This is a genomic window from Microbacterium sp. H1-D42 (genome assembly GCF_022637555.1).
In the GTDB taxonomy this organism is placed as follows: domain Bacteria; phylum Actinomycetota; class Actinomycetes; order Actinomycetales; family Microbacteriaceae; genus Microbacterium.
The window spans coordinates 3,045,320-3,061,955 of the sequence record NZ_CP093342.1; the positions used below are offsets into that span (position 1 = coordinate 3,045,320).

The 16,636-nt window shown below is 65.3% G+C and carries 15 protein-coding genes and 1 tRNA gene; 4 read left to right on the plus strand and 12 right to left on the minus strand.

Annotated features, from left to right (window positions below):
• Positions 1-4 precede the first annotated feature (4 nt).
• The 4 genes from MNR00_RS14505 to MNR00_RS14520 all read right to left on the minus strand — a co-directional run bounded on the left by MNR00_RS14505 (position 5) and on the right by MNR00_RS14520 (position 3,992).
• Positions 5-160 (minus strand): hypothetical protein, encoded by a 156-nt coding sequence (locus MNR00_RS14505; RefSeq protein WP_241926620.1) that lies wholly within the window; start codon positions 158-160, stop codon positions 5-7.
• A gap of 485 nt (positions 161-645) precedes the next feature.
• Entirely contained in the window at positions 646-2,544 is a 1,899-nt protein-coding gene (locus tag MNR00_RS14510; protein WP_241926621.1) for an RHS repeat-associated core domain-containing protein, read from the minus strand.
• Positions 2,545-2,826: 282 nt separating this feature from the next.
• Positions 2,827-2,918, minus strand: a tRNA-Ser gene (locus MNR00_RS14515).
• A 72-nt stretch (positions 2,919-2,990) separates the two neighbouring features.
• Complete coding sequence (locus tag MNR00_RS14520) at positions 2,991-3,992, minus strand: LacI family DNA-binding transcriptional regulator (RefSeq protein ID WP_241926622.1); 1,002 nt, start codon at positions 3,990-3,992, stop codon at positions 2,991-2,993.
• A 161-nt stretch (positions 3,993-4,153) separates the two neighbouring features.
• On the opposite strand from MNR00_RS14520, the gene MNR00_RS14525 reads away from it, so the two are divergent.
• From MNR00_RS14525 to MNR00_RS14535, 3 genes are read left to right on the plus strand one after another with little or no spacing between them, the layout of a single operon-like run.
• Positions 4,154-4,504 carry an L-rhamnose mutarotase gene (locus MNR00_RS14525; protein WP_241926623.1) on the plus strand — a complete coding sequence of 117 codons (351 nt, stop codon included), beginning with the start codon at positions 4,154-4,156 and terminating at the stop codon, positions 4,502-4,504.
• Positions 4,501-5,664 (plus strand): L-rhamnose isomerase, encoded by a 1,164-nt coding sequence (gene rhaI, locus MNR00_RS14530; protein WP_241926624.1) that lies wholly within the window; start codon positions 4,501-4,503, stop codon positions 5,662-5,664. Before MNR00_RS14525 ends, rhaI begins: the two co-directional genes overlap by 4 nt.
• 2 nt (positions 5,665-5,666) lie before the next feature.
• Entirely contained in the window at positions 5,667-6,968 is a 1,302-nt protein-coding gene (locus MNR00_RS14535; RefSeq protein ID WP_241926625.1) for an MFS transporter, read from the plus strand.
• A 51-nt stretch (positions 6,969-7,019) separates the two neighbouring features.
• Here the strand turns inward: MNR00_RS14535 and MNR00_RS14540 are convergent, their stop codons facing one another.
• The 8 genes from MNR00_RS14540 to MNR00_RS14575 all read right to left on the minus strand — a co-directional run bounded on the left by MNR00_RS14540 (position 7,020) and on the right by MNR00_RS14575 (position 15,383).
• Positions 7,020-7,796, minus strand: coding sequence for a class II aldolase/adducin family protein (locus MNR00_RS14540; RefSeq protein WP_241926626.1), 777 nt, complete (start codon positions 7,794-7,796; stop codon positions 7,020-7,022).
• Between the two features lie 23 nt (positions 7,797-7,819).
• The gene (locus MNR00_RS14545) at positions 7,820-9,247 is read right to left on the minus strand and encodes a rhamnulokinase family protein (RefSeq protein ID WP_241926627.1); all 1,428 of its coding nucleotides are present in this window, start codon (positions 9,245-9,247) and stop codon (positions 7,820-7,822) included.
• A gap of 4 nt (positions 9,248-9,251) precedes the next feature.
• A complete protein-coding gene (locus MNR00_RS14550) occupies positions 9,252-10,001 on the minus strand; it encodes a glutamine amidotransferase (protein WP_241926628.1) in 750 nt (249 codons plus the stop codon).
• A 13-nt stretch (positions 10,002-10,014) separates the two neighbouring features.
• A complete protein-coding gene (locus MNR00_RS14555) occupies positions 10,015-10,578 on the minus strand; it encodes an RpiB/LacA/LacB family sugar-phosphate isomerase (protein ID WP_241926629.1) in 564 nt (187 codons plus the stop codon).
• Positions 10,575-11,615, minus strand: coding sequence for an ABC transporter permease (locus MNR00_RS14560; protein WP_241926630.1), 1,041 nt, complete (start codon positions 11,613-11,615; stop codon positions 10,575-10,577). The genes MNR00_RS14555 and MNR00_RS14560 overlap by 4 nt, the downstream gene beginning before the upstream one ends.
• Before the next feature lie 13 nt (positions 11,616-11,628).
• Entirely contained in the window at positions 11,629-12,642 is a 1,014-nt protein-coding gene (locus MNR00_RS14565; RefSeq protein WP_241926631.1) for an ABC transporter permease, read from the minus strand.
• A gap of 1 nt (position 12,643) precedes the next feature.
• Positions 12,644-14,158, minus strand: a complete 1,515-nt coding sequence (locus tag MNR00_RS14570) for a sugar ABC transporter ATP-binding protein (RefSeq protein WP_241926632.1) — start codon at positions 14,156-14,158, stop codon at positions 12,644-12,646.
• Between the two features lie 178 nt (positions 14,159-14,336).
• The gene (locus MNR00_RS14575; RefSeq protein ID WP_241926633.1) at positions 14,337-15,383 is read right to left on the minus strand and encodes an autoinducer 2 ABC transporter substrate-binding protein; all 1,047 of its coding nucleotides are present in this window, start codon (positions 15,381-15,383) and stop codon (positions 14,337-14,339) included.
• A gap of 203 nt (positions 15,384-15,586) precedes the next feature.
• Here MNR00_RS14575 and MNR00_RS14580 point away from each other — a divergent pair, with 203 nt between their 5' ends.
• On the plus strand, positions 15,587-16,636 hold the full coding sequence (locus MNR00_RS14580; protein WP_241926634.1) for a LacI family DNA-binding transcriptional regulator: 1,050 nt from the start codon (positions 15,587-15,589) through the stop codon (positions 16,634-16,636).

The window sequence follows — 16,636 nt, forward strand, 5'->3', positions numbered from 1 at the left end:
ACTGTCACCTGTTCCTACAGCAGACCCACGGGGTGACGGGCATGTTCATGTATCCGGTGCCGTCTGCCCAGTTCTGTGCCGTGCCCGTGAGGGGTGCGCCGAACGGGTCGCGGTAGGACTGCGCGGTTGCCCCGGTGGTGGCGTTGGTGGTCACATCCACTGTGCGTTCGATGTTGGTAAACAGCCAGGACAGGGTCTAACTGCGCCGCAGTATCCACTGCGGATCCGGCAGTCCATCTAGGTCGGCCTCTGGCTCAAAGAACCACAACTCAAGTTCGCCCTCATCCGTCTCTTCAGCAAAGCCAAGCCGTTGCACAGAGCAGGGCGCGTCCAAGTAGAGGTTGACGGTAGGGCTGCCATCTCCGCCGAGCCACTTCCCAGTGATCGACGGGATGGTCGCGTCCTGTGCGACTGAATTCGAGCAGAGGGCCACGGGCGGCCAATCATGACCGGAGATGGTGCCATCCTCATCGAGAGTGATTGACCCCGATAGGTCGTCATGCACCAGATCCCACTGTCCTACCAACTGCGTCGTCTCGAGATCAACCGATCTCGAGCTAGTTGACGCGCAACCGATACAGGCAACTACGATTCCAATCGCCAACCCCGTGCCGATTGTGTCACGAAGGAACTCCGAGCGTGTTTTCACCAGGTAACCTCCTCAGTCCAAGTGAACCTCTCCATGATCGGCGCGAGGCCAATGTCCGGGGCAATCGAGTTGAGCATGGTGTACCACTCGTCATTGATTCTGCCCATCGAACCAAGCGAGGTCGTGTTCGTCACGGTGATGGAGACGGTGGCAGAAGATGCAGACCCGCGAACTACTTCCGTGGAAGCAGCAAAGCTCCCCAAGGCTATGAATGTAAGATCCTCGCTGTCGGCGCCGGAAAGATTCAACCCTGTCATTAGGTCTCTAATTGCATTCGAGTTGCTAAGTTCAGGTTCTCCTGCTTTGTAGCCGCTTGTTGGGAGCGGCTCTCCCGACCGTAGTGCCGCACGAATCTTGTTTCGATATGCGTCAGCCCATGCGGAACCTTTTAGGTCTTGAGTCATCTGCGAGGACGGGCCATATGAAAGGCCCGTCGGACTCTTGCCGCTCATCCAGCCGGACAGAAGCATCGCTTGTTCGGTCGAGAAGAATCGTGCAGTGTTCAGTTCCCGTTGCCGCTGCGCGCGCGTTTTGAAGCTGAATGGGTTCTGGTCATCGGCTCTAACCTTCTTTCGGAGATCCTTGGCTGCGTTCCTATACTGAGCTTGCGCGGGTGGCAGTCCGGTCGACATATCCCACCATGCGCCTTGTACCGGTGCAGCGATGGCAAACCGCATCCCGCTCGGGTCGGTGTAGGTGGTGGGGTTGTTGCCGGAGTAGGTGTAGCCCGTGTTCTGCTGCGGGAGGTTGGTGTCGATGATCGGGTCGACGCTGGTGAACTTGCCGAGCACGGGGTCGTAGACGCGCGCGCCGACGGTGGTGAGTTTGATTGATGGCGTGACGGGCATGTTCATGTACCCGGTGCCATCGCCCCAGGTCTGCGCGGTACCGGTGAGGGGTGCCCCGAAGGGGTCGCGGTAGGACTGCACTGTTGCCCCCGAAGTGGCGTTGGTGGTCACGTCGACGGTGCCTTCGATGTTCGTGAACAGCCAGGACAGGGTGTTCCCGGAGGTTCCAGTCTTGGCGCTTCGCTGCGCGACGGGCTTCCCGCCGGCAGCAGCGTAGGTCCGGTGCCCGGCGACTACCGTCGAGCCCTTCGCCTGCGTCAACACCGTCTCCCCCAGCAGCAACGTCGCACCGCTGGTCGCGGAGACCCGCAGCAACAGCGTTCCTGATGCGTCATACACGTTCGACACCGACTCCGCTCCCGCGGTGATCGTGGCCGGCTTCCCTAGGTCGTTGAAGGTCAGGGTCTGGCCTGGACGGGTGGTCTGGTTGCCGGCAGCGTCATATCCGTACGATCCCGCACCGGCGCCGCCGGTGACCATGGAGACCGCGTGCGGGCGCACGTCACCTGCAGCGGGGTAGGCATACGTGCTGGTGGTCGAGGTCCCGGTCGTGGTGGTCGACGTCATCGACGTCCGGTTCCCTGTTTCAGTGTCGTAGGTGTAGGCGTGCCAGTACGGGGCTACGCCTCCCATCGTCGCCGCGGTCGGTGTCGCGGTGCACGCTGTCGATGCGTTCGGCGTCCACGCCCGTGTGAGTTGCCGCAGTCCGTCGTAGGTGAAGCACGCTTTCTGCGTCTTCGCAGACGGGTACGCCGCAGTATTGGACGAGCTCGTCACGTTGCCCGCCAGGTCCCGCGTGTACGCACGGCTCGCGACGTAGTGTCCCGTGTTCGCAAAGACTGCGTTATCGAGCACACTCGTCACATCCCCGGTCGCCGGATCGTAGCTATATGTTGAGTATCCCCCATTGCCCGATAGGTACCGGTTGAACTGCGAAATCTGCCCGGTCGGCGAGTAGATCGTCGCGTTCAGCACTGACGTGGCGCCACGCACGCTCGAGAGCCTGCCCCACGCGTCGTATCCGTTCCGAACGAGTTCCGCCGGCATGCGCTCCGCCACTACGCGGCCTCAACCTGGCTCCGGCTAGGCACTCCGGTGCATGAAGTCGCCGAGTACTTGGGTGATGACCCACGCACTGTTCTGGCTGTATACGCACACGTCCTCGGCGAGGGTCAGCGGCTCGATTTCGCCAGCAGATTGGCGTCCGCAGAGAAGCAATCTCGAAATCCCGGCAACTCCACGGCAACTTCGGCTTCAATACCCGTTGAATCCGGCCAGATCTCGAACCGCGGCGGACTTGAGATTTAGGATTTTGACCAGGGGAAAATATGGCGGAGACGGAGGGATTTGAACCCTCGGTCCCCTTGCGAGGACTCCACCTTAGCAGGGTGGTGCACTAGGCCTGACTATGCGACGTCTCCAGGCATCCGATGCGTGAAGCACGGATGACCTCTGCAATCATAACTGCTCAGCGGAGCAGTCACGAATCGGCCTCACCCACCGCTCGAGTCGCGCACGACGAGCTCTGGCTGGAACCGCACGCGGCGATCATGATCGCCGCCTTCGAGCTCTTTCAGCAGCAGATCGACGCCGGTCCAGCCCAGCTCGCGTGCGGGCTGCCGCACCGAGCTCAGCGACACGATGGTGGCGGCGGCGAAGTCGATGTCGTCGTAACCGACCATCGCGATATCGCCGGGAACGCGGATGCCCGAGCCGAAACTGAACGCCTGCAGCAGGCCGACCGCGAGCAGGTCGTTGGCAGCGAACACGGCATCCGGCCGACTGTCCGCGTCGCGTGCGACGAGCGCTTCGCCCGCTGCCCTCCCCTGCAGCACGGTGAGCGAAGGCCTTTCGATGACTTCGAGCGTCGCCCCGGCGACCGCGGCCACTGCCGCCTGCGCTCCCCGCAGACGATCCGCGACCTGGTGGATCGAACCCGGACCGCCAACGAACGCCAGCCTCCGTCGCCCCACATCCAACAGGTGCGACGCCGCCAGGCGACCACCCTCGACATCGTCTACCGACACCGACGGAAAGGCCTCTTCCTCCACTTCACGGTCGACGAGAACGACCGGCACGCCTCCCTCGGCGAACCTGCGGATCGAGGCGAGATCATCGGAGGCCGGCGTGAGCAGGATGCCGTTGACGCGCTGCTCCTGGAACAGCTCGAGGTGCGCGCTCTGACGACCATCGCTCTCGTCGCTGTTGCCCAGAAGCACTGTCATCCCAGCATCCGCCGCGCGATCCTCCGCGCCGCGGACGACGTCCGCGAAGAACGGGTTGCCGATGTCGGGCACGACGAGGCCGATGCTGCGGCTGCGGCCGGCGCGCAACTGCCGCGCGGCGTCGTTGCGCACGAACCCGAGCGCCTGGATGGCGTCCTGCACTCGCTCGACGGTGCCCGCCGACACGAGATCGGGCCGGTTGAGCACGTTCGACACGGTGCCGACCGACACACCGGCGGCCGCGGCGACGTCCTTGACCCCGACCGCCATGTCGCTCCCCTTTCGCGCCCCACCTTCGCAGTGCAGGCTCTCCACCTTCTCATTCCGCGCGGCCGGTCACGTGCGCCACCTCGTTTGACACCGTCCCACCGTCGACCTATCGTGGCATGAAACGATTCAAAAGCCAGTACTCAATGAGGAGCAGCATCCACATGACCCGCGTCGCCTTCCAGCTTCAGGTGCGCCCCGAACTCTTGGACGAGTATCTCGAACGGCACGCTCCGGTGTGGCCCGAGATGCTCGCCGAGATCGCCGCTTCCGGTCGCCGGAACTATTCGCTCTTCCTCGCCAAGGGCGGCACTCTGATCGGCTACTACGAAACCGATGACGACGAGGCTGCCACGGCATACCTCGCGGCCTCTGAGGTCGCCACCCGCTGGGAATCCGAGATGGGCCGCTTCTTCGTCGACCTTGATGGCCGCCCCGATCAGGCCGCAACCCCGCTACTTGAAGTCTTCAACCTCGACGCGCAGCTCGCTGCAGCAGAAAGCACCGGATCATGAGCATCTTCACCCCCGCCCATCTCACTGCCCTTGAGCAGCAGTCGATCGAGCTCCCCTCGTGGGCGTTCGGCAACTCGGGCACCCGATTCAAGGTCTTCGGCACACCGGGCACCCCGCGTGACCCGTTCGAGAAGATCGCCGACGCGGCACAGGTGCACAAGCACACCGCGCTCGCCCCGACGGTGGCGCTGCACATCCCGTGGGACATGAGCGACTTCGGCGACCTGCGCAAGCACGCCGAAGACCACGGCGTCATCCTCGGCACCATCAACTCGAACACCTTCCAGGACGACGACTACAAGTTCGGCGCGCTCACGCACGAAGATGCAGCCATCCGGCAGAAGGCGATCGACCATCACCTCGAGTGCATCGACGCGATGGATGCCACGGGCAGCCGCGACCTCAAGATCTGGCTCGCCGAGGGCTCGAACTACCCGGGTCAGGCCGACATGCGCGGCCGCCAGGACCGACTGAACGACTCCCTGCGGAAGATCTACGCGCGCCTTGGCGACGATCAGCGCCTCGTGCTCGAGTACAAATTCTTCGAGCCGTCGTTCTACCACACAGACGTCCCCGACTGGGGTACGTCCTACGCCCAGGTCGCCTCCCTCGGCGACAAGGCGATGGTCTGCCTCGACACCGGCCACCACGCTCCAGGCACGAACATCGAGTTCATCGTCATGCAGCTGCTGCGCCTCGGCAAGCTCGGCTCGTTCGACTTCAACTCGCGCTTCTACGCCGATGACGACCTGATCGTCGGCGCAGCAGACCCGTTCCAGCTGTTCCGCATCCTCTTCGAGGTCATCCGCGGCGACGGCCTGAACAACGCCGACGTCACCTTCATGCTCGACCAGTGCCACAACGTCGAGGACAAGATCCCCGGCCAGATCCGCTCGGTGCTGAACGTGCAGGAGATGACCGCCCGCGCGCTCCTCGTCGACCGCGAGGCACTCACCGCAGCGCAGAAGTCCGGCGACGTGCTGGCAGCCAACGCAGTCTTCATGGACGCGTTCTACACCGACGTGCGCCCCGCACTGGCCGAATGGCGCGAGAGCCGCGGCCTGCCCGCCGACCCGATGGCCGCCTTCGCAGCATCCGGGTACCAGGAGCGGATCGCGGCCGACCGCGTGGGCGGCGTCCAGGCAGGATGGGGCGCGTGAGCATGACCACCACAACCCGCACCCGCCGCCCGCTCACCGCGTGGAAGGCCACCATCGCCGTCGCGATGTCGAACTACATCGAGGCCGGCGCGATCATCGCGCTCGCGACCAGCCTGTCGCTGTGGCAGGCGGAGTTCGGCTTCGACAACGCCGCCGTGGGACTGGTCGCAGCCCTCAGTGCCAACGCGTTCGGCGCGGCCATCGGCGCCGCGATCGGCGGCCCGCTGTGCGACCGCCTCGGCCGCAAGTTCATCTACACCTATGACCTGATCCTCTTCATGGTCGGCGCTCTGATGGTCACGTTCTCGCCGAACTTCACCGTGCTCCTCATCGGCGTGATCCTGATGGGCATCGCCGTGGGCGCCGGCGTCCCGGCATCCTGGACCTACATCGCCGAAGAGGCACCCAGCGATCAGCGCGCTGCCCACGTCGGCACCGCTCAACTCGCCTGGTCCATCGGGCCGGCCGTCGGCTTCCTCCTCGCCGTCATCGTCGGCCCGCTCGGCATCCTCGGAGCACGGCTGATCTTCTTCCATCTCTTCGTGATCGCCGCCGTCACCTGGTGGGTGCGCCGTGGCCTTCCGGAGTCACGCCGCTGGAAGGAGCAGCGCGAAGCCGAACGCGCCAGTGGGCAGAAGGTCTCGATCTTCTCCGGCTTGGGCGGCCTGCTGTCGAACAAGAAGAACCTCGGCGCCCTGGCATTCCTGCTCGGCGTCTACGGCCTGTGGAACACCGTCGCCGGCCAGGCCGGGATCTTCCAGCCGCGCGTGTACGACGCCGCAGGGCTCCACGATGCCACCCAGCAGAACCTGCTGCAGGTGCTCGTCTGGACGCTCACCGCAGCGGCCACCTACTTCGGCTTCATGCGCTACGGCGACAAGGTGAGCCGCCGCTGGCTGTACTTCGGTGGCGCACTGCTGGGAGTGATCGCCTGGGTCGTGCTGATCTACGCCCCTCCCGGACTGTTCTCGCTGCTGTTCTTCGCCGTCGCCTGGGGTATCTCGGCCGGTGTCGGAGCGCAGGCGTTCTACGGACTGTGGACCGCCGAGCTGTTCGCGACGAAGTACCGTGCGAGCGCACAGGGGATGCTGTTCATGCTCGCCCGCGTGATGGTCGGCCTGCTGAGCCTGGTCTTCCCCGTGCTGCTCGATTCGATCGGTCTCGGCAAGCTTGGGCTGCTCATCATCGGACTGCTGGTCGCTGCCCTGCTGATCGGCACCATCTGGGCGCCGAAGACCGAGGGCAAGACGCTCGACGAGATCGAGCGTGAGCGCTACGGTGAGCCCGAGCCCGTCAAGGGATGAACTAGAAACACCTGAAATGAGCCCCAGCCGGCCTCCGCCGGCTGGGGCTTTTCACGCCTGGGTGCCCGCGAGATTCGCGCGGCGCTCGCGGAAGTCCGCCCGATCGAAGTAGTCGGCCGTGGTCGCTGCATCCAGCGCCGCGACTCCGCCGGCCAGACGGGCTCCCAGCCGCACGCGCGCGCTCTTGACGGCCATCAGCGAGATGGCTTCGGCGCCCGCTGCCGAGTCGGACATCGCGACGATTCCGTGGTTGCCCAGCAGCACGAGCGACGGCGTCGCCTCGTGCTGCTCGACGTATCGGTCGAGGCGCTCGAGGAAGACCCGCCCCAGCTTCAAGCCCGGCTCCGCGTAGGGCACGAACAGGCTGCGACCGAGGATCATGTACTCCTCCGAGTACACCGGTTCGGCGAACGCCTGCTTAGCCTCCGCGCTCGCCAGCAGGGCGACCACGTCGGTCGGATGCGTGTGCGCGACGTACCGGACAGGTCCGTACGCCCGCGCCGCGGCGTGCACCAGCGACTCGATCGAGGCGCGGATCGTGGTGCCGTTCTCGTTCGTGGCCGTCAGCGCGGCGGTCAGATCGTCCTGCGTCGCAGAATCGTCGCGGATGATCGCGAGTAGCGGATCCACATCGGCCACGACGAAGGTCTCCGTCGAAGCCTGCTCCATCGAGGAGCCCGAGGCCTTCACGACGAAGGTCCCGTCTTCGATGAGCTCGCTCGTATTGCCCTCTGCGAGGATCACGAGATCACGTTCGGGGCGTCCGAGCCGTCGGGTCAGAGCGATCAGCTCATCGCTGACGAGTTGAGGCTGAATGCGTGCAGTCATCGGTCTTCTCTCTCGTGAAGTGGTCATCTGGGGTCGTAGCGGCGTGGCACGTGAGTACGACGCACCAGTTCGCGCAGATCGTCGAGGGTGCCGTCGACGAGGCCCACCGCTCGCCCCTGGACGAGGATGTTGCCCAGCGCAGTCGCCTCCACCGGGCCCGCGAACACGGTCAGGCCGGATCGGTCTGCGATTCCCTGGCACAGCAGCTCGTTCTGCGAGCCGCCGCCCACGATGTTGATCTGGCTCAGCGGCATCCCGGCCAGTCGGGCCGCGTCCCTGGCGGCGTCAGCGAACGCGACTGCCAGGGAGTCGACGATGCATCGGACGATGTCCGCCGGGCGCTGCGGTACCGGCAGGCCCCGCTCACGGCACCATTCCGCGATGCGCTCTGGCATGTCGCCCGGGGCGGCGAAGCGCGGATCGTCCACATCGATCACCGGCATCTGCGCGGTCGTCTCGGTGGCTGCGGCGAGCAGTTCCGAAAGTTCGGTTCGGACTCCGGCGGCCTCCCAGGACCGGATGCTCTCGCTCAGCATCCACAGTCCCATCGCATTGCGCATGAACAGGTACCGCCCGTCGACACCCGACTCATTGGTGAACCCGGTCGCACGTGCGCTTTCCGTCAGCACCGGGGCGTCCCGCTCGATCCCCACCAGCCCCCACGTTCCGCAGGAGATGTAGGCGGCCCCCTGTGCCGGCATCGGCGTCGCCACGACGGCGGATGCCGTGTCGTGCGCGCCCACCGTGAGCACCTGAACTGTCCGCGAATCGACACCGATCGCTTCGGCGACGTCCCGGCGCAGCGGGCCGATCGAGGTTCCCGGCGGCACGATCTGCGGCAGGATGCCGAACGGCGCCGCAGAAGCCGCGACAAGCGCGCGATCCCAGTCTCCCGTGCGTGCATTCATCAGCCCGGTTGTCGAGGCCATCGTGCGCTCGGCGACCTGCTCGCCACTGAGCCAGTAGGAGAAGAGATCAGGCATCAGCAGCACCGCATCGGCGCCGTCGAACCCGCCCTCGGCTGCGTCGGCGGCGAACTGGTAGATCGTGTTGATGGGCAGGATCTGCGTTCCGGCTCGTGCGTACTGCTCCGCAGCAGCCATCCGTCGATGCACCTGCTCGACCGCTGCCGCGGTGCGCTCGTCGCGGTAGTGCACGGGTGTCGACAGCATCCGCCCGCCGCGGAGGATGCTGTAGTCGACCCCCCAGGTGTCCGCGGCCACCGACAGCAGCCTGCCCGAGGACCTGCCGGCCGCCGCCAGCCCGGTCAGCGCCCCCTGCCACAGCGAGAGGACGTTCCAGTGCAGCCGACCCGCGACGCGGACCGGCTCGTTGGCGAAGCGGGCGAACTGCTGCATCCGCAACTGGTTCGCGCCCACCTCGCCGACGATCACCCGCCCACTGGTGGCACCGAAGTCAAGAGCCGCGACGTGACCGGTGTTTCTCGGCACCGCCTCACTCGATCTCTCTGCTAAGCCAGCCGATGAGCTGCTGCCACAGCGGACCGAATCCATCCCAGGCGAGGAACTCCGGAGGCAGCCAGTGCGGCCCCATGTCGCTGGCGAAGGCGGCCACCCGTCCGGCGTCCTGGTCCCCGACGACCAGCAGCGGATGGCCGCCCGCCTCGACGAGCACCTCCGCGTCACTCCTCGGCGTCAACCGATGATGGCCGAGAATCGCCGGCCATTCGGCAGAGAGCCCACGGGTGATCGCATGGTCCGCCGTGACGGCAGGCACGACTCCCTGGGGAGTCTCGTGACGATCGTCGCCGATCTCCATCACGACGGGGAGCACCTCGGCGAGTGGCGTGTTGCGGTAGTTCGCCTTGCCCTCGATCCCCTGGAACGTCAGGTACCCGCCGACCATCAGCAGCGCGCCGCCGGCACGGGTCCAGTCCGCGAGCACTTGCAGACGGTTCGGCATCCGCTCGCCGCGAGTGAACACGCTGTCCGGAAGCAGCAGCGTATTCGCACCGATATCGCTCAGCACGACTACGTCATACGCGGCCAGCGCGTCGGCGTCGGTCGGGAACTTCTCCGCAGCGACGTGGTTGGGCATGAAGTCCACGGTGTGGCCACCCGCCTCAGCGGCGGCGATGAAGTCAGCAGCTCCCTCGCCGTAGGACGAGGTCGTGAAGGTGTCGAACCCCTTGGTGTGGATGGTGGTCGTCGCCCAGGACTCCCCCGCCAGCAGAATATTCGCCATGTCAGCTCCGTTCTCAGAAGGCCAGGCCGCGGGGCTCGTCGCCGAGCACTGCCTCGCTCGGATTCACGACCTGGAACCCGTTGTCGCGATACGCGTCGTAGTCGAAGCTCTCGCACTCGTCGAAGCCGATCCGGTGGTATTCGGCGAATCCGTCCCAGCCCTCGTAACCATCGCCGAACTCGTGATCGAGGAACGCGTCGGCCATGGCCTTGCCCAGGCGGGGTGCGATGTAGAACGCCCCCATGGCGAGCAGATTGCAGTTGTTCGCGGTCGTCGCCCGAAGCGCCGAGGGCACCGACTCGCAGACTGCGGCATGAACGTGCGGCACCTTGCTCGCGGCAACATGTATGCCCATACCCGAGCCGCAGAACGCGAGAGCCTTCTCGTACCGGCGCTCTGCGATCTGCGCGCCGAGCAGGAATCCGACGCGGTGGTACATCGGGGCATCATTCTGGGTGGGAGTCAGGTCGTGGACCGTCCAGCCGCGCTCCTGCAGGTGCTCCTTGACTGCCTCCTTCAGCGGGTAACCCGCGAAGTCGGCGCCGACGACCACGGTGCGATCCTTGGTCAGCTTCATGTTGCTCTCCCTTTCCAACGGAGTAGTCGAGTGAGGTGGCCGCGTTTGTCCCACTGATTCACGACGATGACCAGCAGCAGCACCCCACCCCAGATGAGTGGGCGGTAGAAGTTGCTGATGTTCGGGAAGGTGTTCAGCAGCGACGACAGCACCTGCAGCACCACCACCGCGAGCACCACCCCTGACAGTCGACCCGAACCGCCAGAGGGGTTCACCCCGCCGAGCACCACGATCAGCACGGCCAGCAGCGTGTACGTCGAGCCGTAGTCGGCCTTCGCGGAGTTGTAGTTGGCGAGCATCACCAGGCCGGCGAGCGACGCGTAGATGCCCGAGATCATGTAGGTGCGGATGATGAGGCTGGTGGTCTTCAGACCACTGAACTGCGCGGCCGTCTCGTTCGAGCCGAGCATGTAGAGCTTCGTCCCGAATGCGGTCTTGTACATGATCAGACCGATCACGACGGTCGCCACGACGAAGATGATCAACGGCATCGGGATGCCGACGATCCGGCTCGCCATCACCTGTGCGTACTCCGGTGGAAGGCCGCTGGTCGGCCTGCCACCGCTGACGATGACGGCGATGCCGGTGAACAGCTCGAACGTTCCCAGCGTGACCAGGATCGCGGGAATGCGCACCTTGGCCACCAGGACGCCGTTCAGGATGCCAGCGGCTGCACCGACCACGAGGGAGAACAGGATCGCTGCGATCATGGCCAGCTGACCGCTGCCCTGGTCGGACCCGGTCGGCGCGATCTGCAGCATGAGCAGTGCGCTTCCGATCGCCGTCATGTTCGCGATGCCGACTACCGAAAGGTCGATGCCGCCGATGATCATCGTCAGCATCACCCCCAGAGCCATGAGGCCGAACTCGGGGAACTGGATCGCCATCGACTGCCAGGTGGCCGCGCCGAAGAAGTTCTTGGGCTTCATGATCGCGAAGAACATGAGCAGCAGCACGAGGATCGCTGCCAGTCTGACCACGTGCTGATCCTGCAGGATGCGCAGCCGAGGACGTCGTGTCTGTGTTGTGTCGAACATCGTCCGGTCCCTTCTAGACCAGCGCCGCGCTGCGTCGGCGGGCACGTCTGGTGAGTTGGATGGCCGAGATGCCGGTTCCGATGATGATGAGCACGCCGAGCGCGAACCCCTGCCAGAACGTGGGCACACCGACGAGGATCATGCTGTTCTGCACGATGACGATCAGCACGGTGCCGAGCATCGCGCCCGTCAGAGTGCCGGTGCCACCGGTGATCGCCGTTCCGCCGAGGACGACGGCCGCGATGACCATCAGCTCCATCCCCAGCAGGTTGGTGGGATGCATCTGCCCCATTCCGCTGGTGCGGATCAATCCAGCGATGGCCGCGATGACGCCAACGGCGACGTACAGCCAGAACTTCGTGCGGCGCACGTTGAATCCGGCCCGTGACGCAGCGCTCTCATCGCCGCCGATCGCATAGATCCCGCGACCGAAGGTGGTGTACTTCAGCACCACGAAGGCGACCGCGACCACCACCACCAGGAACAGGAACGACACCGGCATGCTGGAGGTGAGCCCCGACTTCGGATTGGTCGCGACGAACAGCGTGCTTCGCCCGAACTCCGCCATCGCCGGCGGGATGTTCGGGATCTGCACCGAACCGAGGGCGCCCTGCATGATCCCGGAGAACACGCTGGCAGTGCCGAGAGTGATGATCAGCACCGGCACGGCGTAGCGCGCGGCGAAGAACCCGTTGAAGGCGCCGAGGAGGGCGCCGAAGGCCATTGCGAGCAGGAAGGGAAGCCACATCCCGCCTTCCCATCCGGCATCCACGAGGAGCCGCGTCGTCGCATACACCGCGAGGGATGCCAGCGCGGGGAAGGATACGTCGATGCCACCGGAGACGAGCACCATGAACGCGCCGACTGCGAAGATGCCTGGCACGACCATGGCGTTGGCGAGATCGACGAGGTTGTTCGCGGTGAAGAACTGACCGCTGCGCGCCTGGATGATCAGGCTGAGCGCGACGATGACGAGCAGAACGTAGAACTCGTTGGCTCTGACGACTTTGTGCAGGTACGACCGCATCTCAGTTCTCCTCCATTGCAGTGGTCGCGTCCTGGGACATCAGCGCCGCCAGTTCTGCTTCGCCGGTCGTCGCGGGGTCGACCTCGCAGATGATGCGCCCGGCATTCATGACAAGCACACGGTTGCAGTTCTGCAGCACCTCGGGGATGTCGTCCGAGATGATGATCACAGCGAGTCCCTCCGCAGCCAGTTCTCGGAGAACTCGATGGATGTCGTGTTTCGACCCGATGTCGACGCCAACGGTCGGGCCGTTGAGGATCAGCAGGCGGGGGTTGGTCGCGAGCCACTTCGCCAGCACGATGCGCTGCTGGTTTCCACCCGACAGCGTGCTGACGGCGTTCTCGGGGTCGGGCGTCGCGATGCGCAGCCTGTCGACCCATCGCTGCGCCTCTGCATCCGCCTTCTTCTGGTCCAGCACTCCCAGCGACGACACGAACGAATCGATCTCCGAGATGACGATGTTCGAGCTGATCGAGCGCTCCAGGAACAGCCCCTCGGTGAGGCGATCCTCGGGCACGTAGCCGATGCGGTGCGCAATGGCATCGCGCACCGTCTTCAGCTTCACCGGCGTGCCTTCTATGCGCATCTCGCCCGAGTCGGCCTGCAGCGCGCCGAACAGCGAGAGCGCCAGCTCGGTGCGGCCCGAACCCAGCAGGCCCGTGATGCCGAGGATCTCGCCCGCGCGCAACGACAGATCCACGTCGGCGAACACGCCGTGCGCCGAGAGTCCGCTGACTTCGAGCACCGGCCGCGCCGATTCCAGTTCTGGTGTGAAGCGGGCGTCGTCGAATTCGCGACCGGTCATGTAGAAGGAGAACGTCTTGTGGTCCAGTTCCTCAGGCAGGCAGGTGATGACGTGCTTGCCGTTGCGGATGATGGTGAACTTCTCGCTGATCTCGAACACCTCCTCCAACTTGTGGCTGACGAAGAGCGTGGCGATGCCGCGGGACTTCAGATCGAGGATGATCGCGAACAGGGCGTTGACCTCGCGCTTGGTCAGCGCTGTGGTCGGCTCGTCCATGATGATCAGACGCGCGTCGCTCATGAGAGCGCGGGCGATGGCGATCAGCTGCTTCTGTGCCACCGAAAGGGTACCGACGATCGCGTCGAGATCGATGTCGACGTTGATCTTCGCGAGCGCCTCTGCAGCGACCTTGCGCATGCGACGCCAGCTCACGAACGCACGCCCCTCGGAGAGCTCGGCGGGCAGCGCAAGATTCTCCATGACGGTGAGGTTCGGGAAGACCGAGAAGTCCTGGTAGATCACCTGCACGCCGTGGGCGATGGCGATGCGCGGATTGAGCTTGGTGAACGGCTCTCCACCGAGTTCGACGACGCCGGAGTCCTGCGGATGCACGCCGGAGATGATCTTGATCAGCGTCGACTTGCCGCTGCCGTTCTCGCCGGCCAGGCAGTGGATCTCGCCGGGTGCGATCTCCAGCGAGACATCGTCGAGCGCCTGCACTCCGGCGAAGGCCTTGCTGATGCCGCGTACCGCGATGACGTTCTTCGACATCACTGCGTCCTTTCGTACTGGGTTCTGCTGGTGGGCGCGCCAGGGTGAGGATGCCGGGGCGGAGCATGTCCGCCCCGGCGAGCGCCTCTGTCCTCAGAAGCGCCCTGTTCTCAGAAGCGCCCTGTTCTCAGAAGCGCCCTGTTCTCAGAAGCGCCCTGTTCTCAGAAGCGCCCTGTTCTCAGAAGCCGAAGCTGTCGACGTTGTCCTTGTTGATGACGATCCAGCCATCGCCTTCGAGGACCTTGTCGCTGCCCTCGGCGAACTTCATGTCCTGGTAGCCCTTGATGCCGAGGTCGACCCCGTCGGAGATGTCCTCCCCGTCGAGGATCTTGGTGGCCAGCGCGGCCATCGCGTATCCGGCATCCGCGGGATCCCAAAGCGTCAGGCTCTGCACGAGGCCCTGGTCGAGGATGCCCTTGTTCGCAGCCGGCATGCCGGTTCCGGTGACGAAGACCTTGCCGGTCAGGCCGAGCTCCTCGATCGCGCGTGCGACGCCGGGCGCGTCGAACGACGAGGTGCCGACGATGCCCTTGATCTCGGGGTACTTCTTCAGCACCTCCTTGGCGACCTGGTAGGCCACCTCGCCGTCATCCTGAGATTCGACCCGCGGCTCTGCGGCGAGCAGGGTCATGTCCGGGTAGTCCGCGTCAGCCTTCGCGACGGCACCGTCGGCCCATTCGTTGTGCGAGGCGTTGGTGACGTGGCCGACCATGGTCGTGTACACGCCCTCTTCGCCCATCGCCTCGGCGAGGTTGTCCATGATGAACCCGCCGTAGTCGCTGTTGTTGAACGCCTCGATGTCGTACATCGTGTTCTGCTGGCTGGCGCCCTCGTGCGTGACGACGACGATTCCGGCATCCATCGCCTGCTTGAGGACGGTCTCGAGGGCGCCCGGGTCGACGGGCACGACGCCGATGGCGTCGACGCCCTGCGCGATCAGGTCCTGGATGACCTGCGCCTGCATGGTGGCGTCGGTCTCTGCCGGGCCCTTCTGGTACACCTCCATGCCGCTGTCGGCGGCGTACTTCTTGACGCCTTCCTCCATGCGCACGAACCACGGGTTCGTGGAGTCCTTGGGAACGATGGCGATGGTGTAGTCGCCGTCACCTTTGGCTCCATCAGAGCCCGGATCGGCGGCTTCACCTCCAGGCGTGCATGCTGCGAGGCCCAGCGTGAGCACTGCGGCCAGACCGACGGCGAGGCCGGTAAAGCGTCGTTGCTTCATGTTCTTCTCCTTGATGCGACTTCGGATCGGGGTGGGCGACGCCGGGCAGGGAGTCCCGCGTCGCTGCGTGGTATAAACGTGTTTTGAAGCGCTTCATTTTCTGAAGCGCTTCAAAAGTATCCGGTCGCGGCCGTTCTCGCAAGGCAGCTCCCTCAGCGGCCGTAAAGTGAGCACGCAGCATTGTCATCGAGAAGGGGCGAGCCATGCCGAGCAATACGCCAGCCCAGCGCGGTCCGGTGCGACTGCGCGAGGTGGCCGAACTCGCCGGCGTCGCCACCGGAACGGTCTCGAACACCATCAATCACCCTGAGCGCGTGCACCCCCGCACTCGCAAGGTCGTCGAAGACGCCATCCGCACGCTGGGATTCGTTCCCAACCAGCAGGCACGCGTGCTGACCGGCGCCGTGAGCAGCGTCATCGGACTCGTCGTGCTCGATGTCGAGAGCCCCTTCTACATGGAGGCGGCGCACGCGCTCGAACGGGCAGTCCGCGAGTCAGGGCACGTGGTGATGCTCTGCAACTCCGAGGGCGACCTCGATCGGGAGTCCGCGCTGCTCACCATGCTCGCCGCGCAGCGGGTGCGTGGCGCGCTCCTTGCACCGGCGACGCCTGACCCGAACTCCGACCGGTATCTTCACCTGCCTGGGGAGCTCCCTGTCGTCCTGCTCGACTTCGACGGCGGAGACCAGCACTGCTCGGTCACGGTCGACAACTTCGGCGGCGGTGCTCTCGCGGTTCGGCATCTGCTCACGCTCGGTCATCGCAAGATCGCCTTCCTCGGCGGATCCCCGGATCTGCGGCAGTTCGCGCAGCGCGCCGCGGGAGCACGCCACGCGCTGACCGAAGCCGGGCTCTCGCCAGAGGAGCATCTCACCGAGATCAGCGTGTCGGGCATCGGCATCCGTGATGGTCAACGCGCGGCGGAGCTGCTGCTCGAGGCCGGGATCCCTGATGCCATCTTCTGCGGCAATGACATGCTCGCCTTCGGCGCGTATCGCGCCCTGGCGGGCGCTGGGCTGTCGGTACCGGATGACGTCGCACTCGTCGGCTACGACGACATCGAGTTCGCAAGGGACTGGGTGGTCCCGCTGACCTCGATTCGACAGCCGATCGATGAGCTCGGCCACATCGCTGCGGAGCTGCTGCTCGAGCACTCCGCCGGCGACCCCGCGCACACCCATCGCCGCGTCGTGCTCGAACCCGAGCTGGTCGTGCGCCGCTCCAGCGACAGGCGGATCGACCTGCATCGCTGA